Origin of the sequence: Kluyvera sichuanensis, from assembly GCF_014218705.1 — a bacterium.
Taxonomy (GTDB): Bacteria; Pseudomonadota; Gammaproteobacteria; order Enterobacterales; family Enterobacteriaceae; genus Kluyvera; species Kluyvera sichuanensis.
Genome location: NZ_JABBJF010000022.1, coordinates 43,873 through 63,177 on the forward strand (window position 1 = coordinate 43,873; position 19,305 = coordinate 63,177).

General features: G+C 47.4%; 26 protein-coding genes. 23 read left to right on the plus strand and 3 right to left on the minus strand.

Features of this window, described 5'->3' with window-relative positions; translation table 11 throughout:
• Window positions 1-7 precede the first annotated feature (7 nt).
• The 3 genes from HII27_RS19010 to parS are packed head-to-tail and all read right to left on the minus strand — an operon-like array spanning window position 8 to window position 1,177.
• A complete protein-coding gene (locus HII27_RS19010) occupies window positions 8-238 on the minus strand; it encodes a hypothetical protein (protein WP_007372299.1) in 231 nt (76 codons plus the stop codon).
• Window positions 239-281: 43 nt separating this feature from the next.
• Window positions 282-740, minus strand: a complete 459-nt coding sequence (locus HII27_RS19015; RefSeq protein WP_008786589.1) for an RES family NAD+ phosphorylase — start codon at window positions 738-740, stop codon at window positions 282-284.
• Window positions 737-1,177 carry a type II RES/Xre toxin-antitoxin system antitoxin gene (gene parS / locus HII27_RS19020; protein ID WP_007372301.1) on the minus strand — a complete coding sequence of 147 codons (441 nt, stop codon included), beginning with the start codon at window positions 1,175-1,177 and terminating at the stop codon, window positions 737-739. The genes HII27_RS19015 and parS overlap by 4 nt, the downstream gene beginning before the upstream one ends.
• 154 nt (window positions 1,178-1,331) lie before the next feature.
• On the opposite strand from parS, the gene HII27_RS19025 reads away from it, so the two are divergent.
• The 23 genes from HII27_RS19025 (at window position 1,332) to HII27_RS19135 (ending at window position 19,281) form a co-directional block, all read left to right on the plus strand.
• Window positions 1,332-1,649, plus strand: coding sequence for a hypothetical protein (locus tag HII27_RS19025; RefSeq protein WP_016241555.1), 318 nt, complete (start codon window positions 1,332-1,334; stop codon window positions 1,647-1,649).
• 41 nt (window positions 1,650-1,690) lie between these two features.
• Window positions 1,691-2,533: a hypothetical protein gene (locus tag HII27_RS19030; protein ID WP_007372303.1), complete on the plus strand. Its 843-nt coding sequence runs from the start codon at window positions 1,691-1,693 to the stop codon at window positions 2,531-2,533.
• Entirely contained in the window at window positions 2,505-2,783 is a 279-nt protein-coding gene (locus tag HII27_RS19035; protein WP_007372304.1) for a hypothetical protein, read from the plus strand. The genes HII27_RS19030 and HII27_RS19035 overlap by 29 nt, the downstream gene beginning before the upstream one ends.
• A gap of 59 nt (window positions 2,784-2,842) precedes the next feature.
• The gene (locus HII27_RS19040) at window positions 2,843-3,286 is read left to right on the plus strand and encodes a hypothetical protein (RefSeq protein ID WP_007372305.1); all 444 of its coding nucleotides are present in this window, start codon (window positions 2,843-2,845) and stop codon (window positions 3,284-3,286) included.
• Window positions 3,287-3,572: 286 nt separating this feature from the next.
• Window positions 3,573-3,737: a hypothetical protein gene (locus HII27_RS19045; protein WP_007372306.1), complete on the plus strand. Its 165-nt coding sequence runs from the start codon at window positions 3,573-3,575 to the stop codon at window positions 3,735-3,737.
• Window positions 3,738-4,304: 567 nt separating this feature from the next.
• Window positions 4,305-5,147, plus strand: a complete 843-nt coding sequence (locus tag HII27_RS19050; protein ID WP_007372307.1) for an HNH endonuclease signature motif containing protein — start codon at window positions 4,305-4,307, stop codon at window positions 5,145-5,147.
• Between the two features lie 421 nt (window positions 5,148-5,568).
• Entirely contained in the window at window positions 5,569-5,820 is a 252-nt protein-coding gene (locus HII27_RS19055) for a hypothetical protein (protein WP_024196080.1), read from the plus strand.
• A gap of 455 nt (window positions 5,821-6,275) precedes the next feature.
• Window positions 6,276-6,797, plus strand: a complete 522-nt coding sequence (locus HII27_RS19060; protein WP_007372310.1) for a hypothetical protein — start codon at window positions 6,276-6,278, stop codon at window positions 6,795-6,797.
• Between the two features lie 46 nt (window positions 6,798-6,843).
• Window positions 6,844-7,113, plus strand: a complete 270-nt coding sequence (locus HII27_RS19065; RefSeq protein WP_008786584.1) for a hypothetical protein — start codon at window positions 6,844-6,846, stop codon at window positions 7,111-7,113.
• A gap of 663 nt (window positions 7,114-7,776) precedes the next feature.
• Complete coding sequence (locus HII27_RS19070) at window positions 7,777-9,030, plus strand: ParA family protein (RefSeq protein WP_185669198.1); 1,254 nt, start codon at window positions 7,777-7,779, stop codon at window positions 9,028-9,030.
• Entirely contained in the window at window positions 9,027-10,031 is a 1,005-nt protein-coding gene (locus HII27_RS19075) for a ParB family protein (protein WP_007372313.1), read from the plus strand. The genes HII27_RS19070 and HII27_RS19075 overlap by 4 nt, the downstream gene beginning before the upstream one ends.
• A 39-nt stretch (window positions 10,032-10,070) precedes the next feature.
• Window positions 10,071-10,556 carry a hypothetical protein gene (locus HII27_RS19080; RefSeq protein WP_172745723.1) on the plus strand — a complete coding sequence of 162 codons (486 nt, stop codon included), beginning with the start codon at window positions 10,071-10,073 and terminating at the stop codon, window positions 10,554-10,556.
• Between the two features lie 40 nt (window positions 10,557-10,596).
• Entirely contained in the window at window positions 10,597-12,228 is a 1,632-nt protein-coding gene (locus tag HII27_RS19085) for an AAA family ATPase (RefSeq protein WP_008786582.1), read from the plus strand.
• A gap of 426 nt (window positions 12,229-12,654) precedes the next feature.
• Window positions 12,655-12,828 (plus strand): hypothetical protein, encoded by a 174-nt coding sequence (locus HII27_RS19090; RefSeq protein ID WP_009653096.1) that lies wholly within the window; start codon window positions 12,655-12,657, stop codon window positions 12,826-12,828.
• Between the two features lie 41 nt (window positions 12,829-12,869).
• Complete coding sequence (locus tag HII27_RS19095) at window positions 12,870-13,187, plus strand: hypothetical protein (protein ID WP_007372316.1); 318 nt, start codon at window positions 12,870-12,872, stop codon at window positions 13,185-13,187.
• 1 nt (window position 13,188) lies between these two features.
• Window positions 13,189-13,938: a hypothetical protein gene (locus HII27_RS19100; RefSeq protein WP_007372317.1), complete on the plus strand. Its 750-nt coding sequence runs from the start codon at window positions 13,189-13,191 to the stop codon at window positions 13,936-13,938.
• A gap of 20 nt (window positions 13,939-13,958) precedes the next feature.
• Window positions 13,959-14,645, plus strand: a complete 687-nt coding sequence (locus HII27_RS19105) for a hypothetical protein (protein WP_016241554.1) — start codon at window positions 13,959-13,961, stop codon at window positions 14,643-14,645.
• A gap of 158 nt (window positions 14,646-14,803) precedes the next feature.
• On the plus strand, window positions 14,804-15,979 hold the full coding sequence (locus HII27_RS19110; protein WP_007372318.1) for a ParB/RepB/Spo0J family partition protein: 1,176 nt from the start codon (window positions 14,804-14,806) through the stop codon (window positions 15,977-15,979).
• A gap of 185 nt (window positions 15,980-16,164) precedes the next feature.
• Complete coding sequence (locus HII27_RS19115; protein ID WP_223307977.1) at window positions 16,165-16,674, plus strand: hypothetical protein; 510 nt, start codon at window positions 16,165-16,167, stop codon at window positions 16,672-16,674.
• Window positions 16,671-17,039, plus strand: a complete 369-nt coding sequence (locus HII27_RS19120) for a hypothetical protein (protein WP_007372320.1) — start codon at window positions 16,671-16,673, stop codon at window positions 17,037-17,039. Before HII27_RS19115 ends, HII27_RS19120 begins: the two co-directional genes overlap by 4 nt.
• A gap of 14 nt (window positions 17,040-17,053) precedes the next feature.
• Complete coding sequence (dnaB, locus tag HII27_RS19125) at window positions 17,054-18,466, plus strand: replicative DNA helicase (protein WP_223883249.1); 1,413 nt, start codon at window positions 17,054-17,056, stop codon at window positions 18,464-18,466.
• 122 nt (window positions 18,467-18,588) lie between these two features.
• Window positions 18,589-18,789: a hypothetical protein gene (locus HII27_RS19130; RefSeq protein WP_007372322.1), complete on the plus strand. Its 201-nt coding sequence runs from the start codon at window positions 18,589-18,591 to the stop codon at window positions 18,787-18,789.
• Between the two features lie 126 nt (window positions 18,790-18,915).
• Window positions 18,916-19,281, plus strand: coding sequence for a hypothetical protein (locus tag HII27_RS19135; protein ID WP_008786579.1), 366 nt, complete (start codon window positions 18,916-18,918; stop codon window positions 19,279-19,281).
• The last annotated feature ends 24 nt before the right edge of the window (window positions 19,282-19,305 follow it).

Here is a 19,305-nt window from a genome sequence, read left to right on the forward strand (position 1 = left end):
GTTCTGATTAGCCTTTCCTGACCCACGCCCAAAGCATCGCACCCGCCAACACCGTCAGCATCAGAGCAAACACGGAACCAACCAGACTCGCATCGCCATTCTTGCCGGAGTAACCGCAGGTTTGAGATGCGTCACCAACTGCCTGACAAATTGAATCGGGATCAAGTCCCCAGTAGACAAAGGCGAACAAGGCAATTACAGAGATAAACGCTTTAGCGACTTTCGCTTTCTGAATCATCAGAGACACCTCAGTTCGTCAATGCCGGGGAGTTGCCTGTGTGTTATTTCAGGCGGGAATCAAACCGGAACGGAATTTTCTTAACCGTAGCCATCAGGTCAAAGAGTTCAGGGTGTGCCGGATTCAGCAAGTAGTTAAATTCAACCGGAGACAACGCACTTGGAATACGCAGCGCGATAGAAGAACCGCTTTCAGCCCAGTTATCACCGTAGAGCGCCAGCTCAGCAGGAGCATCCTCACTCGCCCAGTTATCAGGGAGACGGCTCATGTCGAAGGTCTGGATCTGATCATCCGGTACATCAAGACTCAGCAGTGTAAAGTCGTCCAGTAACTGCGGCGCGTGAATGTGTACCAGCGTTTCAAGCATGGTAAGGCTGGCCGTTTCAGACAGGTAGACCATTGCAGTGCCTACGCTGTTCCAGCGGCCCCCCGTTTCTTTCGCACCCAGACCAGACCACGCAGTCATCAGATAACGGGTCTTGGTCAGTCGGTAAAGGATCACGAGTATACCCCGTGCTCAATACGCGTAATCAGGCGCATCACTTCAAGCGCACCTGTCTCAGAAGAAACAAGCTCTGCCGGTGATTTCCAGCTCAGACCACGGTTCGCTTCGTTCAGCCATTTGTGCGCCGCTTCTTTGTCACCTTCAAACAGCTCTACAGCGCGTTCAATTACGCGGATAATGCGCACCAGACGTTCGCTCTGATCGGCAGTGAAACGGTCTTTGATGCTACGATTAAACGTCGTATTAGGTATACCCGACATTTTGCGCAGCTCAGACGGCGTGATGTTAGCCCATTCAGAAATGTGCTTAGCTACTGTGCCATCGAGACCGTGATTGATTTTATCCATCAGCGCGATACCGTCATTATCCAGCCCAGCAACCTGCCATAAGCAGTGCTGATTCGTTTTGGTAACGTCTGGAGAAAAAACTTTCATCGTCATAACTAGCCCTCCCATTTGGTAATTCAATTATACCATATGGAACACTAACGGCAATCTTTTAACCATCAGACAACCTCAGCGCCCTTCGTCACCAGCCCCACCTGCCAGATAATAGGTCAATAACGACAAAACTATGACAGGGGGCATCATGCCGAATCTCTTACGTTATGACCAACTGGACTCCTCACGTCAGCCAGCAGCGCGGGCATCAGCCGCTAGTGGCGAATTATGGTGTGCCCGCAACAACGTAAAAAAGCAGGCGGCAGCGTCAAAGGCCGCAATTCACCAGGCAATCAATGATCAGCACCGCATTACCCGGCTGCGAAACACCTTTTCGCTCGCGAAGGATATGCGTGAAAAGCCGGTCGTCTGGATTGAAAAGCGCATCCTCGAAAATCTGTGCATGTTCAATGAGCAGGACGATATGTACCTGTTCACGCAGCAGAACTTTGTCAGCAAACTCTGAACCTCCGGCCCGGCTCGTCGGGCCATTAAAAGGAAACCGATATGACAGACTTCATTGATAAACTGGCAGCGAATGGTGTGGCCTTTACCCTTCAGGACGGACGAATCATCGTTGAAGGCGATCTTCGTGTCGGGTTTACGCTTGAGCCAGAAGATCCGGCAATTCCCTGCGACTATATTCCCGCGAATCTGACCGTGACGAACACCCTGACCATTCTGTCGGGCATTCATAGCATCCCTGCCGGGCTGGTGGCCCGCAATCTGTTTATCAGCTACTCTGAGCTGGAATCTCTCCCTGACAACCTGACCATTACCGGTACGCTCATGGCGAATTCTTCACGTCTTAAGTATCTGCCGGAAAATCTGACGGTGGGCCGCGTTCTGGACATCATGTGTACTGATATCGCCTATCTGCCGGATACGCTGAAAGTAGCTGGCAGTATGATGCTGTCAAACACCCGTATTACCACTTTGCCGGATAACCTGCATCTTGAAGAAAATCTGGCCCTCGAAGCCATGCCGTTGCAAGCGTTGCCAAAAAACCTGAAAGTGGGCCACAGCCTGTATCTGGATGCTGTGGCTCTGAAGCGGATCCCTGAGTGTATATCGTGCCCCGTGATTAACCTGGTTAACCCTGGTAATTTTGAAAATGTCGCGTCAGTCACCGGTATCGGCGGAAAGCCTAACCGCCATGTCTATGCGCTACGTACAGCGCTTGGCGTTCGCGTATGCATGTACGATTTGTCTGTAGACCCGGAAATATTTGGTCTGCTGGTACGTGGCATCTATGATGAACCCACGGCTGAACTACTTGATAAGGCCGCACAACAATGTATTCAGCGTCTGGAGGATATGTATGCTTCTGAAAACGCAGTTCGGCACTGACTCGGGTATGATTTATACCCGGAAGGTGTATCTGCATTACACCGACACTGACGGGCATTCACGCAGCAAGCTGATAAAAGGTTACTACTACCCGGGCGAAGTCCCGGTTGAGTCGTTTTCAGAGCGGGCACTTGCTCCTGGTATGCGCCAGCTGTTGAGTTGCCGCTGCGGCGCAATAAACTGGGTCGCAACTGGTGGTATCAACGAATACCAATGCGACTGCTGCGCAAAGGAAATAACCGTTTACTGACGGTCTGCACGGGGATACCGTTCGACCGGCATACCCATGACAATAAGAGCAGGTGCTAAATGACAAAAGAAGAATCACAATTTTATGCTGGTGCAATCTGGGCCGCATCGACCATTTACCGGATGCATTCTGACTCGGTGGTAGCGAAAGATTTTCTCCGTGAAATTAACGATCTGGATGTGGCAGCAAAATGTGGTGCTGAGTACGACGTTCTCCCATTACGCCTGTTTGTTTTGCGCGATTTACCATTGGGCCACGATGCGGATTATGAAGCCATCAGCTTCGGGCCGGTAGACCGTCACGGCAATATCATCTGCGATCACTCTCAGACTTCGGTCACCGATATCTCCGGCCAGCGAGCGTATGGGGTTTATGCCCGCCGTGCGGGTGAGTCGAATCTGACGCTCATCGACAATCTTGATGATGAAGAAGAAGCCGAACCACTGGCGAAGGTGCTGGCTGAACAGCTCCAGCAAATCAAAGAAGGTCGCTACGATATTTAAGCGTTAGACCACGTACTGCTGGTGGCAATACACTGGCGATTAAGGGGGTTAAGTGACTTAAATGATCCACTGACCTGTCTGTGTAAAGCCTGTTTATCCCAAAGCCGTCTGGTTCACCAGGCGGTTTTTTTATGCCCGGAATAGCAAGCACAACACAAAACGAAACCGATATTATCTTTCTGAAAATACAGGGCTTTTTATGCCCTGGTTTTCTTCGTCACCTGAGTCACTCACCAGATACTGGATACAGAAGCCACAACATGTAACCCGTTATCAGGAGCGACCCATGAAAGCACAAGCTGTTCGTAATCACTCTTTTGGCTCACTGAAGCTCAGCGCAAGCAATGCGGCAGCAGCCGCGCTGGCGCACCCGGTAACCCATTTCTTCATGCTGTTCGCCATCGTGATGTACCTGGTCTATGGCGGTGTAGTACTCGGCATTAAGCCGTAGCATTCCCTGTGGCCGGTCGCCCAACCGGCTTTGCCTCCAACCCTTCTGGAGGTAGTTGTTAACTTCCCCGGTAAACCGGGGATTTTTTTACCCGTAGTTCCAGCGTTCGCCACTGGAGCTAAAACCCACCAGAGCGAATTCCGTAACATAAGCGCTTCTTCTACGTCCGATCAGTACCTTACCCTATGAGCAACCCGTCACACTCTGCTAGCCTTCCTCCCGGAATGAACGACACTCTGATGTCCCTATATATCGAACCGGATATGCCTGGTATCGATGATCTCGTTATAACAATTATTCGGCTTCGGCGTGAGGGCTGGACAGCATCTGAACTGACTTTCCGTATACTTTCGTCAGTTGCATATCAGGTGATTCCTCCAGAGGCGTTTACCGACCCTAAGCATCACCTCCTGAAAGAGTATGTCAGTTTGTCCCGTGAGTTCGGCCTAGTAAGCGGGGCAAGACATAATGCTCACCTCCGTGGTGTCATTCGCAGAGGGATAATGTCGGGAATAGATAGAGCAGAGGTAATACGCCGCGTTCTTTTCTCCCCGCACTATTCAGAACATGAGGAAGATAACCAATCTGATTCGTTCCCTCGTTCGTCGTAACAACCGGGTGGCATTAACGCTTTTTCCCCGAATGTTCCGGTACAAAGCCTTTGGCGTGGTTGAAACAGGATCTGGTTATCCGCGACGGCCTGAACATCAGGAATCCAAAGTTTGTCTACTGGCAGGATATCTCAGAGTCCAGGAAGAAATTCGTGCTTCTCAGGCCCGTCTGGCTTTACTAAATACTGAAATCGAAAAGGAGAATGCTCAGGAGTACGCACGTAACAAAATTCCGGCATCACGGTTGGCTCACTTCAGGCTCTGGTTCACTCGCCGATTTGGTAATGACACATCCCGTTTGATTGAGTCCGTGGACACCTACTGCGAGGAGCAGAATCCAGTAATGGATGAGCAACCGGCTGTATTGCCATTACCACGCGGTCACCTCCCCCATGCAGATATCCGTATGCGCTCCCCGAGCTTCCGCCGAGAGGTTAGCGTTCGCGATGTGCATGTCCAGTCTCAGTTCCGTGAGTTGGTGGATAAGAATTTCGGAAGCCTGTGCGCGGTATCGGGCAAACACCTCAACGGTGTGCTGGAGGCAGCACATATTGAACCAACATCCGTAGCAGGCTGCTATAACGCCAGTAACGGCATTTTGCTATCACCAACATTCCACAGGCTGTTTGACACAAACATGATGGGTATTGATCCTGATACACTACAGATTCACTTCGCCAGCGGTATAGAGTTCCCTGAGTATGAAGGGGTCTGTATAAAACCGTTGTTCTACAATCTGGATAAAAACAGGCTCGGGGCAAGATGGCTTGAATTTAAAGTGAAATCACCTGCGGAGTAAGCCCTCTCCCCTCTTCCATCTCCCTGCCCTATCCAATCTATTTATTGGAAAGGCATAGCAGCATGGAGATAAGTAGCACACAAGTAACTCACCGATAATTCACATAAAAACCATATCAAAACAAATCAATCAGTTTATCGCATTTCCTAGCGCACTTTTAATTCACATTTTATGGACTTTTAATCCAATCCTCTCCTGTTCACTTTGAATTTAAGTGATATCAGTGAATGATAAGGTACGAATAATTCACTAAATAACAACTATGTAAATTCAACAGCATAAAAACCAGAGCGCTATCTTCGGACTGGTTCCAGTAATTGATGGTTTGAGTCCGGCCCGCATGTCATACTGATTTATATCTTTCGTGTAGCCCTGCGGTAGGCACGATTTCATCCCAATACATCCAGTGGCATGTGACTATATGATCGACCAAGCAGAGTTAATGAAGAGTGTTTTAGCGGTTCTGCAAGCCAGAAACGTGTCATTATCAGAGAGCCCTACGCGAATTCTGATGATGCTTCCAACACGGTTACGCGTGAATGTCACTGTAATCGATGCTCAAAATGAACCGTTAACCGCGACACTGATGCTGGATCAGGAAGGTCAAGTGACCTGTAAGCTGGCAACAGACCCCGCTGATACCGTCGTTGATATCAGTCGATATAGAGTATGATTTAAATCTTCGCGTTCCAGCCAGCCGTTCCCAGCTTCGTTGTAGAATATTGCAATAAGCCAATCCCCAGCCAGCCCTGTAATGTAACCGAAGAAAATCGTGCGCAATGCGCACGTAAAAATGTCTGCCCGCCACGCGGGCAATCGCCGTCCAAAAGCTTCGCTCTCAAGCGAAGCAGGCACGGCATGTAAATTCGAATAGAGCCCTCACGGGGCGATTAGGCGAATTCGCGGCCCGCTAGGGCAAAGTCTCAAAGCGTATGGGGGTTAACACCCCCAAAACGCTGTGGAGACTGTTGTGGCTTTTCGGAACTACGATCCCGAAGTACTGACTAAGGGTTGCGGCTGCCACCAGCCCGGCTATCAGGCGACCCAACAATTATTTCTCCGTATCACTTCGTCACCTGCTCAAGGTGATTGAAAATAGAATCACAATTAGAAAGCGGGGAACACACAATGAACACTCAGACAAGAATCAAATTGAAAGGCCTCAAAATCTATACTGGCATGAGCCAGGAAACAGTCTGCTTTAACGCTACTGTCCTCTTCGACGGGCTGAGCATAGGTACAGCTGATAATGATGGGCATGGTGGCGAAACTCGCGTACTGTTCGAACCAGGAAAAAAAGAGCTGTTCCGCCAGGCCGAATCATATGCGAAGGGTCTTCTGCCAATCTGCCTTGGCGAACACAATGGCAAGCCATTTCTCATAGACTCAAACCTGATTGAAGTAATCGACCAGCTTGTCAGTGACGAGGAGCGTAACCGGAAAACTAAATCAAGTTTCAAGAAGGTTTACCGCAAGAAAATCTGCGTCTTACGCGAAGGTAGACTTTGGACAGTGGGCTACAAAAGCCAGGCTCAATACGCTTCATACATCGCACAAATCAAAAAAGAACATGGCCCTGATATCGTTATCCTGGACGATTTGGAACATGATGAAGCTTTCGAGCTGTACAGTAAGCACTTATACGCCTGACCATCAAGCGTGGTAGAATTGGATAATTCTAGCGCAGAGGATCACTATGAAAGTTAAAGAGCTTATCGCCCAGCTTCAGCTACACGACCCTGATGCTGTTGTCGTAATTGCCGGATTTGAAACCCAGAGTACTGGACTGGTTGCCGAGGCCGATACTATTAAAGAATGCGTGACAGTTCCTGTCCAAGCGGACAGCATGACGGGTGACCGTTCGTTGGCAAAGGAGGGTTCACCTTCTGTCTGGTTGGGATGGGGGAATGATTACCGCACGGAGTTCTTCGTTAGTGCCATCAACGACCCGGACGAATTAGCCTAACTATATCGAATACCCAAGAGCCTCTACTTCAGAGGCTTTTTTATTTGATGGGTCTTACGGGAAACCTTGTCATTCATTTACCAATAGTTGCAGGGCGTATCCTCCAGCGCTAAGTCACTTAACCCCCTTAATCGCCAGCCAGCATCTCCGGGTTCTGCCCGACCCGTGGATTACTTAACACCCTTAATCGCCAGTCAGCCTCTCCGGGTTCTGCCCGTACCGTGGGTCACTTAACCCCCTTAATCGCCAGCCAGCCTCTCCGGTTTCTGCCCGTACAGTGGGTCACTTAACCCCCTTAATCGCCAGCCAGCCTCTCCGGTTTCTGCCCGTACCGTGGGTCACTTAACCCCCTTAATCGCCAGCCAGCATCTCCGGGTTCTGCCCGACCCGTGGGTTACTTAACCCCCTTAATCGCCAGTCAGTCTCTCCGGGTTCTGCCCGCCCCGTGGATTACTTAACCCCCTTAATCGCCAGAAGAGAAAGATGATGTGTCATTGAACTGCATTTCGAGATCGCAAAATGAAGAAAAAACAAAATAGAATGTTAGCGTCTCAATCTGATTGCCGTTACAATTATACGCATAGAGCGTCATTTTACGCATTATACGTAAAGTATACGCATATGCGTTTAAATTCATAATTCAGGTTTGAGGGTATGACGAGAATGAATCTAATAGATAAAATTGCCCTTGTCGGGCAACGCATGAAGTCCGAACAAATTTCATTGAAAGAATCGTTACTGGCTTCTTCCCGGGTATCTGTATCAGATGACAGTGTGGAGGGGGTAGATCGCCTTATCTATAACCACTGCCTGAATAAAAAAAATCTCTCCGACTTCTTTGGAAAATCTCGAGTTACCTTCAATAAAATTCTCGCTGATCTCGAAGAAAAAAGGCTGGTGGGTCAACCTATTTATCAGAACAAAAACCACCTTTATACCCGCTGGGATGTCCAGAATATATTGGATGCCCTGGGTTATCCGCGCTATAGAGATTACTACCAGAGCCGAACAATCATTGTTCAGAATCATAAAGGTGGGACAGGAAAAAGCACGACCTCAGTGGCTCTGGCTGTAGCAGCAGCACTTGATCTCCAGTTGAATGCCAGAGTTTTAGTAATTGAATGGGATCCGCAAGGCTCTATTGGTAGCGGTATGATTCAAAGCGTATCTGAAGACGACGTATTCCTGACTGCAATCGACGCAATCCTGGGCGTGTATGAAGAAGGTTCTGAATATAAAAAATACCTCGACATGGGTTACTCTGAGGCTGAAATCATTGAGAATATGCCGTTCTCAACCCATCTGCCAAATCTTGATGTAATTACTGCGTTCCCAACCGATGCGAGATTCAAAGATAAATACTGGCAGTGCAGTAAAGAAGAGCGCACTCAGTTGTTGCTACGATTCAAAGAAGTGATAATGCCAGTCCTGAAAGCTAAGTATGACCTTATTATCTTCGATACCCCTCCAGAAGACTCGCCAATTATCTGGGCCGCTGATGAGGCCGCTGACGGTATTCTTGTCGCAGTTTCTCCGCGAGAATACGACTATGCATCCACAACTGATTTTATGCTGACGATCAGTGAGCGATTCCGTCAGTCTCCCAATAAAGGTGAAAATATTAAATGGTTTAAAGTACTGGCCGTTAACGTCGATGATAAAAGCCCATACGAAAAAATAGTCCTCGATAAGTTAATTCGAACCGTTCAAGACCTGTTTATGGCAACCAATATCAAAAACTCTGAAGCATTCAAAGCAGCTGCGTCACGGGGTAGGTCGGTTCTCGATATTAAGAAATCTGAAGAGTTATGTTCACCAAAGCAGCTGGATATTGCCGAAGAATCCGTAATGTCCGTATATCAACAGTTTATTAATGAGATAAAGAGTTTTTCAGCGAAGGAAGGAGTTAACGCATGAGTGATGAACAGCATATCGGAAACGATAAATCGCGTTATCTAAATACGCCAAAGCGAACCGATGTAGGCCACCGTTCCGGGTTAGCTAACCTTAAGAGTCCCCCTCGCATTAAGAAACTCTTTACCCTTCATAACGGGCGAAAACTTGAAGCTGAGCACGTCACTGTAGCAGCTGAAAATGTCGCTACTGAGACCGCCGTTCACCCAATGAACCCGCGAAATCAGGAAGCGCTTACCACAAACGCAGTACGAGATATCCTGCAACAAATTGAGTCAAGGGGTGTTGATACTGAAGGTGTTGCCGTTAAACGTGATGGCGTGTACCTGCTTATTGAAGGTAGCCGCAGACGTTTTTGCTGTATTGCGGCTCAAAAAGATCTGCCTTTATGGGTGCTACCAGATGATCTATCAGCTGAGGACATCAAGGCGATTATTACCGCTGCACAAACATCACGCCGATTCTCATACCGAGAGGTTGGGCTTCAGTATCTGGAACTAATGCAGGAAAAAGGATTCACCAAAAATGAAGAGCTTGCCCTCTTTCTTGGCATAAGCCATGTGTCAGTCTTTAAACGTATTCAGGCGGCGCGTATTGACGGTTCGTTGATAGCTCTGTTCCCGGATTATGAAGGTATACCAAACTCCTTCTACAGCCGGTTGTCCAAACTTCAGAAATACGTAGAGAGCAACCTTTTCATTCTTGCAGATGTAGTTGATAGGGTGAAAGAAGAAATTGCTAATCTGGACATCAGTGACATCCCGGAAGCGCAGAAAATTGTCATGGCGCAGATCACAAAGGCGGTTGAATTACTCGATCAAAAGCCACCTGCAAAAAGTTGGGAAACCCGTGATCTGGCTAATTTTGCTAATAAGGACAAATACGCCCGTATCAGCAAAAATGCATCGGGCCGTAAAGTTCGCTTTGAATTTAACCGAATGAGTACCGAGCTCATGGCAGAAATTGAAGCATTTATTACGGATAAACTGAGTAGCGAAAAATAACAATTCGCCATTGCTTGATTATCGAAACTGCACCTCCTGGTGCAGTTTTTTTTTGGCCGCAAACCTATTCGTCAGGAGGAGACACCGGTTGATAATAGGAAAAAAACAGCTCATGAGGTGGCTATGCTTTCGGAAAAAATTGTAACCCTGTTTTCAAATGACGCATTAAAGCGTTTCACGATTCTTGAGGCTTACGCCGAGCTAAAACGTCAGGGTACTTTTAGCGTTTTCCTTTCGTTCATCGATCCTCGTACTGATTGTCTCGTAGAGGGTAACTTTCAATTCTACCCGAACCCCGTTAAGACCTACTCAAACATGGGAGTATGCTATCTCACTGAACATCTTGGGCTAACGTTAAAAATCCCAAGCTCTATGGAATGGTGGGCTACACATGAAAAGTCAACATTTCATAACCAAGACATCACCTATCTGAAGGAGGGTGAATACGTAAAGGCAACCATTAAACTGGAAATAGGCTCGCGGATCAGAGTTCCTAATGCGTTCGAAGTTGCCCCTTCCATGTGAACTTAAGGCATATCAAAGTAAATTACTGACGAGGACGGCTATGGCACTCACGATAAAAACAGAAACACTAAAAGCTACCACAAGCCCAACATTTGAGGCTTTACGTAATCGTTATAGCCACCGTAGTTCTGACGATGAGATTGCCGTCGATCCGCTATGTTTATCTCGGGATGATCTGAATGAACTTTTACAGGCATGTCGTGGTGATGGAGAGTCAAAAAATCGACGAGCTCTTGAATCGATCATCACTGCACTGGAAGGTGATTTCGATAAGCCTGTGAGCAGTTTTCCGGCATTCGGTCGTGTGTTACTACAGTATCTGAAGTCAAATCGAATTGATGGCTGGATATACCGACGCGGTCATGACGGCAACCTGTACCCCGGTCTTGTTACAGCAATAAAAGAAGTAAAATCAGAAAAAAACTCTGACCGTCCCCCATCACTATTGTTACAAATCAGCTGGTATGGGTTCGGCGAATATTCGCACTCCAAAAAGGTTTACGGAACCCAGCTTACCGCCCTGAATTTCGAGCCTAATGAGGTGGCGCGGCGCAGTGTCGCTAAGACACTGGCCGACCGTGATATCTACCATGAAACGCATGAGCTGAAACAAGAGTACCTGGAACAACTAACGCGGTTTAAGGAAGTGGTCGACGGGCAATTTGGCAATCAGTTTAAAGCAACCGGCAGGGCTGTCAGAATGGAATCGTATAGCTACAGCGACCGGAATCTGGAAATAGCAGGGCATAAACTGATACACGATTTGCCTGATAGTGAGTGCGATGCCTACGGTGCAGAAGTGGAGTCGCCTCTTTTTGAAGATGACCAGTTTGGCCTTTTACCCGAAATTCCTGTGCAGCGTTATTTTGATCTCTCGCTGCAAGACTTTATCTGGATACATGCCAATAACGTAGAACCATACAAGTATGATAAAGAACTGCCAAAAAAGATGGTTTTGCCGGAAGACCACCGTGATTTACTCGATATACTGACCACGGATATCAGCGCTTTCACCAGCGATATTGTTGAAGGGAAAAGCGCGGGTAACATCATCATGTGCGTGGGCTCACCCGGACTTGGGAAGACATTAACTGCTGAAGTGTATGCAGAGGTCATTGAACGGCCCCTGTACTCAATTCATGCTGGCGCACTGGGAACCAACGCCGATGACATTGAGAAAAATCTGCGGACGATTCTGACCCGGGCTAAACGCTGGAACTGTGTCCTGCTTCTGGACGAAGCCGATGTGTTTGTCATGCAGCGTGGAGCATCACTGACTCAAAATGCCATCGTTGCGGAGTTCCTCCGTACACTGGAGTATTTCGATGGGTTGATGTTCATGACAAGCAACCGGGGTAGTGACATCGATGAGGCTATCATACCAAGATGCGCTGCAATCATTCACTATGATGTGCCGGAGAAATCAGATGCCCAAAAGATCTGGAAGATTATGGGTGAGAACTTTGGCGTGAACATTCCTGATGAACTGGTCAGATCACTTGTAAACACTTACCCAGAACTTCCACCACGTGACATCAAGATGTTGCTACGGCTCACGTTGCGAATGAGCGTGAAAGAGCAGGGGAGTGGTAGCATCCCGACACTGGATATTGTGCGGAAATGCGCGATGTTTCGTGGGATAGAACGAAAGGGAAAAGAAAAAGCCCTGTGATAACGATGCCGGGTTCGCCCGGCATACAACCTGCTGGCCCAGCCCAAAGCAATCCGAGTTCTTCAGCAAAAGCAGCAGCGTGTCGGAAATAACTGTGTTATAACAATTCAGGTGATCATGATGAGAAGTTGATAACAATGTTTAAGCTAAGTCCCATAAGAAAAAAAACAAACAAGCTGCATAAACTCCTTAATAACGGCTATCGTTTCGTAATCATGCATGAAGATGAAATTATTGAACCCTTCCGCTACGAAATAGAAGCCAGACGAAAACTATTCTTTGGCAGAAAACTCCTTTCTATTTCCGACCTCATCGACTCAATAAACGATAGTGTAAAAACCCAAGCAAAACGCGCCCCTTAACTATTCGTCACCTGAATAACTCCAGCTATGATAAACATTATTATCAAGCTTAAAGGTGATACTTATGAAACCGTTTGGGATTTTCTATTCAGTAGAAGGCTGCACTTGTTCACTGTGCCGCTCGCGTGGCTATCGTAAAAACAATGCATACGATAGATCTCTTCGTGTAAGCAAACACCGCGCCCGTCAGCAGGCCAAGCGTGAAATCCGCTCCGCCGTATTCAGCATCGACAATTAAGAAAGGTTGATGATAAATAAGAAGAATAACGAGGATAACAAATGACTGATGAAAACCAAATAAAGGTGCTGTTTTGCATTCTGCGTCGTCGATTCGTGGATTATGTCCCTGAGTTTGAAAACTGTGTAGAAGAACGGGAAGTCATCAATGAAACGCCGAAGGGTTACCGTATGTCCGTCTCCTACGGCACATCAGTTTACCTGCACGCGGATTATGAGTTTTTCGAATCACGTCAGGCAGCGTATCAATGGTGCGCCCGCCGTGTGACCGCTAGCATTGAGAAGATGAAACAAAAAATGCAGGCGGCAGAAGCAACAAAAATAAAACTGATAGAAGCATCCGGGAACTGTGGCGAATAAGATGACACCACGTCAAATTATCCTCTCACATATTACAGCTGAGAAAGCACTCCCACGAGGAACGCTGATCTGGTTATTCTACGAGAATGCCGATGATTTAATCAGCCTGAATGAAGTGGGCGATAATCTTGAAAGGTGGCATCAACGAGTTGGGTCGCCTGAAGAAATTCAGGTGATACTGGATATGCCTGATGACGATTCAGAAGTCTGGCTATTCAGCCCAACAAAATTATTCTCCCCACGGGTAAAAACCCCCGTTCTGACAGCCAGAGATAGGGCAGTTGCTCGCTATGGCGTTTCTCGCGTTATGACGGCGGAGAAAGTTGTTTTTCTGTATTCAGGGTATCTTCTGCACCTCTATAGACAGGCATATGGTTTCACCGGCCCTGCGCCTGAAGTTCGGGTCAACTGGAGTGCCAAACATTCATGGGGCGGCAGGAGCTCAATCACTATTTCACCATCGTCCATTTATCCTGACAGTGATACACCGCGCTATCGCTACCATGAGTACGCACATATAGAGCAGCGTAAGGACATCGGAGCATTTTATTCAATCAATCAACTGGATCATATCAAAGGCGTAGTGGCACATGAGCTTGCGCACTTTTGCCAGCGCCACACTGGAAAAGATAATTTTAAATTTGGTTTTCCGGTACTCCCTGAAAAAGATTTCAGAACGGCTCATGGTGATGGGTGGCAGTTCTTGTATGCATTTTTCAGAACAGAATTAAATAAAAGAATTCAGCGATAACCCAAAAAAAGGCATAACCAATGTACCTTCTTTCCATTTTATTATTTACATTTGTTTATCTGTTATCCTTTAATTCTGTTATAGAGGAAAATAGAGACCGCTATTCCATACAGACTTTTGCAATAGTGATGATCACGATATTCCTGATATCAATGCCAGTAACAACAACTTTTGTGTCGTTGATGCTTGAAGAAAACCAGAGAGAGCATCGTGATTTGATTTCCTTCCTGCAAATCAATTCCGTTTGGTTCGCAGGAGCCGGGGGGCTGGTGGCTATCTTCTTGTCAGCCCTGACAATGGTTCGCCTGAAGCAAAAACGTATCCGTCACAAAACATCGAACCTTAACCTCATCGTTGTGGGCCTTTTCGCGGGCGTAGTCTCTTTTGCCAGCGCGTATAAGCATCTAGCTTTCTTCAGTGGGGATGATGCGGGAGTGTTTTTATATGAGGCTATACCAGCCATCGATGACATCGACTGTAACGCGCCAATACTCCTGGTGAAATGGGAACCTGACTCAAAGAAGCCAACTGCATGGCGATGCCCTACGGGCGTTGCATTCAATATCAATAGTCCTACTCCATTCCTACCTTGGGGTTCATATGAGGAAGGGGAGAGTTCAAAACTAAATGAAGTGATGACAATTTTGATGAAAAATGCGGTCAAAATCGAAAAACGTCGCCATCTTGATGTCATCATTACGAGCTAAGGCCTTGTAATCACTGGATTACAGGGCTTTTTTATGTACCCGAAAAAAAAGAGACATTTTGTCCCCAAATACGCTTCGTCACCTGTTTGGTGTGTGTTTAACTGGATTTACAGCAAGCAACGAACCTCGCGACACAATAACTAAAGCGGAGAAACACCATGAACACCGACGTTAAAGCTATCTTCGAACAAAGCCGTACCCTGGAAAATCTGGAAGGCGCTGCGGTACTGATGCGCAGCTTAGACAAAGCGCCATCATCACTCCGAGCACTGAGCGATTTCGTAACCAAAGCGCGTAAAAGCGGCAATACGGAACAGTTCGAAGAAGCCGATATCGGGCGTAACAACGTCTTTGCGGTGAGCCCGTACTGGTTGTTTGTGGAAGAGGGACTGAACCTCCGCGACGTAAATTATGACCGTGCGGTAATGTTCAAACACGCTTATCTGGAACGTCCTCAGTCAGTGCCTGTCATCCGCGTTAAACCAGTAGTAGTGGAAGGCGTAACCCGCCTGAAAATCATTGATGGCCACCACCGTTTTGCTGGCCTGATGATGGCGATTGCTGAGGGCGCGAGCTTCCAGAAAATCACCGTCGAGGAATTTGAAGGCGGCAAGGACGAAGAAGTCTACAACATGATCGAGAGCGCCAACTCCCTTCAGTTGAAGATGGTGGAACGCGCTGAAGGCTTCAAGCGCCTGATTGGCTGGGGTCACACCATTGAGTCGATTGCTCAGCGTCTGGGTGTCTCTCTGGTCACCGTTCGCCGCAGTATCGTGCTGGCAAACGCTGACTTCAGCATCAAGATGCTGGTGAAAGAAGATAAGGTATCTGGTGACGTTGCCGTTGACGTTATTAACGAATGTCAGGGTACTGACCGCGACCCGTATGAAGTCCTGATGGAATCCCTGAAAAAGGCAGAAGGAGCTGGGAAAACCCGCGTCACTGCCAAATTCGTGAGTTCCAAGAAAAAGACTGGCCTGAAACCGAAAGTTATCCGTAAAACCTTCGACAGCCTGTTGCCAACCCTGAGCCAGCTGCGCGACCAGATCCCGCCGCAGCCGGAAGGTGAGCATGAAAATCAGATCGAAATTACGGAAACCGTGCCGGAAGAAGTCGTCTTACGCCTGACTCCTGAAATGGCCCGTACTCTGATGGCTACCCTGGCTGAACTGGAATCAGCAAAACAGGCAGAAGATGCTGAAGCTAATGGTGACAACGACGGTGATAGTGCTGAAAACAACGGCGGTGCTGACGATGCGACTGATGCCGATACCGATGGCGCTAACCAGCAGAATGGTGAAACTGAAGAGACTCAGCTGCACCCGGTGTACTAACCTCCCAGCAGGTCTTTAACAGACCTGCATAAAATTCCTTTTCATTCTGATGGGCCGGATAAACCGGCTCATATTTTTGCACATATAAATGGCCGCATTTTGCTGCCTTAAATTTTTCGATGATAGACAGGAGCGCATTAAAATATCAGGGTTATAGACTTTTTTGGATAGCAATGGGGGTCGCGTTGAATATTCAGACTAATTATATCGAGCTGCAAAATTGGCTCGAAAAGGCAAAAAGTATTTATTCCTCCGCAGGATGCCCGCACGAAAGAGTTGATGATGGCATTTTAAAAATTGCAATGCAGGTAGCGGCTATTAGAAAAACAAAACCAGATATGCTGCATGTATTCCTTCAGGAGTTAATTACTGAGTTCAAGGGTTATAAACTCATTCAGTGCCGATTCAATAAATCCAATTATGAGCATTTTGTTATGACCCCGGAAATTCAGATTCTGATCGGTGGTCTTATGGATAAAGCGTCAGAGGGAATAATGCTGGCTTCTATCTGCCACATGCTACAGGTAGATACGTTATCCGAACTTCTAAGCCTAATCCCAACGGGAATGCCAGACACCGATGTACTGGATGCGCTATGGCGTGATCAGAAGACGCCCGCAGGACTGAACCTGCTTGATGACTTCGTACTTCTGGATACCGTTGCGCTGGCTAATAAGCGGGGGATTGCTGCATGAATGTATCGGCGTTGATTAGTAGCCTCTATGTGACCGTTATCGCCGGGCAGGAGCTGGAAGCAAAAGCTCTGGAGCATCACGAACGCCGTACAGCTGGTCGATTTTGCCGAAAAACACTTTCTGTCCACGCGGTGAAGCGCAAGCCCGGGGTGGAATTTCTGGCGCGGCTGAAAGTCAATTACGCCCGCGCCAACCTGACAAACTGCGACCCCGGTACAGTAGCCGAGCTGAGGCTGGTGGGCCGCTCTGATGAAGCGAATGAGCTCTCTGAAGCAATTCTAAAGGCAATAGCATCCAGTTACCCGGAGTTGGTATCGGAATGCGCACGACAATTACAAAAACAAAAGCTATTCCAGAACCTCTGAGGCCACTTATGACTATGGCGGACATCTCGTTTACCGAAACAGGTGAGACAAAGCAAACAGCTGAATACAGCTTAAAAACCCCTCCGCAATCGATAGAAGCGGAACAGTCCGTGCTGGGCGGGTTAATGCTTGAAAACCAGAGATGGGATGATGTGGCAAAAATCGTTAGTGAGCAGGATTTTAGTTCTCGACCGCATCGCTCAATTTTCTCTGCAATGAGATCGCTCGTTGCGAATCAATTCCCGATTGATTTGATAACCCTCGCTGAGCACATCGAAAACGAGGGAGAAGGTAAGCTGGATAGTCTCGGCGGTTTCGCCTATCTGGCAGAACTGTCAAAAAATACGCCCAGTGCGGCAAATATAATTGCCTACGCGCAGATCGTCAGGGAACGTGCCGTAATCAGGGAAATGATAAAAGTTGCCAACGAAATAACCGAGGCCGGTTACAACCCGGAAGGTAGGACAAGTGACGAATTGCTTGATCTTGCAGAAAGCCGGATTTTCCAGATTGCAGAGCAAAGGGGAAATAAAAGCGGTGGGCCGGAAAATATCAGCAGCATTCTGGACAGAACCGTTACCAAGATTGAAGCCTTGTTCCAGCGTCCCCATGACGGGGTCACTGGAGTTGATACCGGCTACGTGGACGTGAACAAGAAGACAGCCGGTCTACAGCCCTCGGATTTGATTATTATCGCTGCCAGACCCTCAATGGGGAAAACTACGTTTGCAATGAACATCTGCGAGAATGTATCGCTGACAAACGATAAGCCCGTCATGATTTTCAGCCTGGAAATGCCTACGGAACAGCTCATGATGCGCTCACTGGCATCGCTATCACGCGTCAACCAGACCAGCATCCGAACCGGACAGCTCGATGACGAGGACTGGGCCCGGTTATCCGGCACAATGGGACTGCTGCTGGAAAAAAAGAACATTTACATTGATGACAGCTCTGGCCTAACACCTATGGACGTTCGCTCCCGGGCGCGTCGATTGTCCCGCGAACACGGTGGGCTTAGCCTCATTATGATCGACTACCTTCAGTTGATGCGTGTACCGTCGTTATCTGACAACAGAACTCTGGAAATTGCTGAAATCTCCCGATCTCTGAAAGCACTGGCAAAAGAGCTGAATGTACCGGTAATCGCTTTATCGCAACTAAACCGCTCGCTTGAACAACGTGCCGATAAACGTCCGGTAAACTCAGATTTGCGAGAGTCAGGCTCCATTGAGCAGGATGCTGACCTGATCATGTTTATTTACCGTGATGAGGTCTATCACGAAAATAGCGATATGAAAGGTATAGCCGAAATTATCATAGGTAAACAGCGCAACGGGCCTATAGGGACAGTACGTCTCACATTTAATGGTCAATGGTCTCGATTTGATAATTATGGTGGCCCTGAGTATCATGATGACGACTGACCATAAAAGCTACTGACCTTATCCTGATATTTAATTAAAGGTTTTCGACTGTTTAATTTCGCCAGCTGATTGGCCCGATAGATAATGGTTCTACGGACAGCAATCTTTTATATAGGTGTAAAATGAAAACGATACTCTCAGCTTTATTATTCGTTGTTTCATGGAATGCACTGGCACAGGATGAGGGAAATAGTGGTGATAAAAAGCAACAGGCAACGGCAACTATTCAAATTTCGATTACAATTTTACCCGAACCGGTAAAACCAAAGATCACCAAAGAACAGGTGAGTGATACGCTAACCGTCATTTCTTATGAATGGTAGCATCCAGACAACCAACGGTTAAGCCTGCTCCAGCAAAGAAAAGTATCTTTCTGAACATCACTTCGTCACCCGAATGCCTCGTGATTTAATAAGTAAACAAACCGGACAATATTCACGAGGTGTTTTATGACAAATGAAACTCAGAACAACGCATCCGCACCTGAAGAGTTAATCACGCGTATATCGCAGGTCATTAAACGCAAGGATGGATCTGAAGTGAAAATTACTGCTCAGGCTGCGTTCGGTGCAGGGTTAACTCGCTCTATCGATGTATATGTTCTTCGTCGGGATAATGCTGATTCAAACTGGCAAGGTTGCAGTAATCGACCAAAAGCAGGATGGCGGAATATGTCTGTAGATGAATATATCCGTGAAGGGCGCTCTGAAATGCTTAAGGCAGTTACGCCGGGAGAAATTCTAAAGCTCACAAATGCCATTGGCAAACCAATGAGTTGTCTTGATCAATTATTTCCATCCCCGATTACTAAATAAATCATTAAATAATACCGCTGGCCT

Bases quoted from the DNA above. Each gene is read 5' to 3' on its own strand.
- HII27_RS19085 (WP_008786582.1), top strand. From the start codon at position 10,597: ATGGCACTCACGATAAAAACAGAAACACTAAAAGCTACCACAAGCCCA.
- HII27_RS19030 (WP_007372303.1), top strand. From the start codon at position 1,691: ATGACAGACTTCATTGATAAACTGGCAGCGAATGGTGTGGCCTTTACC.
- dnaB (WP_223883249.1), top strand. From the start codon at position 17,054: ATGGCGGACATCTCGTTTACCGAAACAGGTGAGACAAAGCAAACAGCT.
- HII27_RS19075 (WP_007372313.1), top strand. From the start codon at position 9,027: ATGAGTGATGAACAGCATATCGGAAACGATAAATCGCGTTATCTAAAT.
- HII27_RS19045 (WP_007372306.1), top strand. From the start codon at position 3,573: ATGAAAGCACAAGCTGTTCGTAATCACTCTTTTGGCTCACTGAAGCTC.
- HII27_RS19025 (WP_016241555.1), top strand. From the start codon at position 1,332: ATGCCGAATCTCTTACGTTATGACCAACTGGACTCCTCACGTCAGCCA.
- HII27_RS19130 (WP_007372322.1), top strand. From the start codon at position 18,589: ATGAAAACGATACTCTCAGCTTTATTATTCGTTGTTTCATGGAATGCA.
- HII27_RS19010 (WP_007372299.1), bottom strand. From the start codon at position 238: ATGATTCAGAAAGCGAAAGTCGCTAAAGCGTTTATCTCTGTAATTGCC.
- HII27_RS19065 (WP_008786584.1), top strand. From the start codon at position 6,844: ATGAAAGTTAAAGAGCTTATCGCCCAGCTTCAGCTACACGACCCTGAT.
- HII27_RS19070 (WP_185669198.1), top strand. From the start codon at position 7,777: ATGAATCTAATAGATAAAATTGCCCTTGTCGGGCAACGCATGAAGTCC.
- HII27_RS19120 (WP_007372320.1), top strand. From the start codon at position 16,671: ATGAATGTATCGGCGTTGATTAGTAGCCTCTATGTGACCGTTATCGCC.
- HII27_RS19035 (WP_007372304.1), top strand. From the start codon at position 2,505: ATGCTTCTGAAAACGCAGTTCGGCACTGACTCGGGTATGATTTATACC.
- HII27_RS19055 (WP_024196080.1), top strand. From the start codon at position 5,569: ATGATCGACCAAGCAGAGTTAATGAAGAGTGTTTTAGCGGTTCTGCAA.
- HII27_RS19060 (WP_007372310.1), top strand. From the start codon at position 6,276: ATGAACACTCAGACAAGAATCAAATTGAAAGGCCTCAAAATCTATACT.
- HII27_RS19105 (WP_016241554.1), top strand. From the start codon at position 13,959: ATGTACCTTCTTTCCATTTTATTATTTACATTTGTTTATCTGTTATCC.
- HII27_RS19090 (WP_009653096.1), top strand. From the start codon at position 12,655: ATGAAACCGTTTGGGATTTTCTATTCAGTAGAAGGCTGCACTTGTTCA.
- parS (WP_007372301.1), bottom strand. From the start codon at position 1,177: ATGAAAGTTTTTTCTCCAGACGTTACCAAAACGAATCAGCACTGCTTA.
- HII27_RS19095 (WP_007372316.1), top strand. From the start codon at position 12,870: ATGACTGATGAAAACCAAATAAAGGTGCTGTTTTGCATTCTGCGTCGT.
- HII27_RS19050 (WP_007372307.1), top strand. From the start codon at position 4,305: ATGAGGAAGATAACCAATCTGATTCGTTCCCTCGTTCGTCGTAACAAC.
- HII27_RS19040 (WP_007372305.1), top strand. From the start codon at position 2,843: ATGACAAAAGAAGAATCACAATTTTATGCTGGTGCAATCTGGGCCGCA.
- HII27_RS19110 (WP_007372318.1), top strand. From the start codon at position 14,804: ATGAACACCGACGTTAAAGCTATCTTCGAACAAAGCCGTACCCTGGAA.
- HII27_RS19135 (WP_008786579.1), top strand. From the start codon at position 18,916: ATGACAAATGAAACTCAGAACAACGCATCCGCACCTGAAGAGTTAATC.
- HII27_RS19100 (WP_007372317.1), top strand. From the start codon at position 13,189: ATGACACCACGTCAAATTATCCTCTCACATATTACAGCTGAGAAAGCA.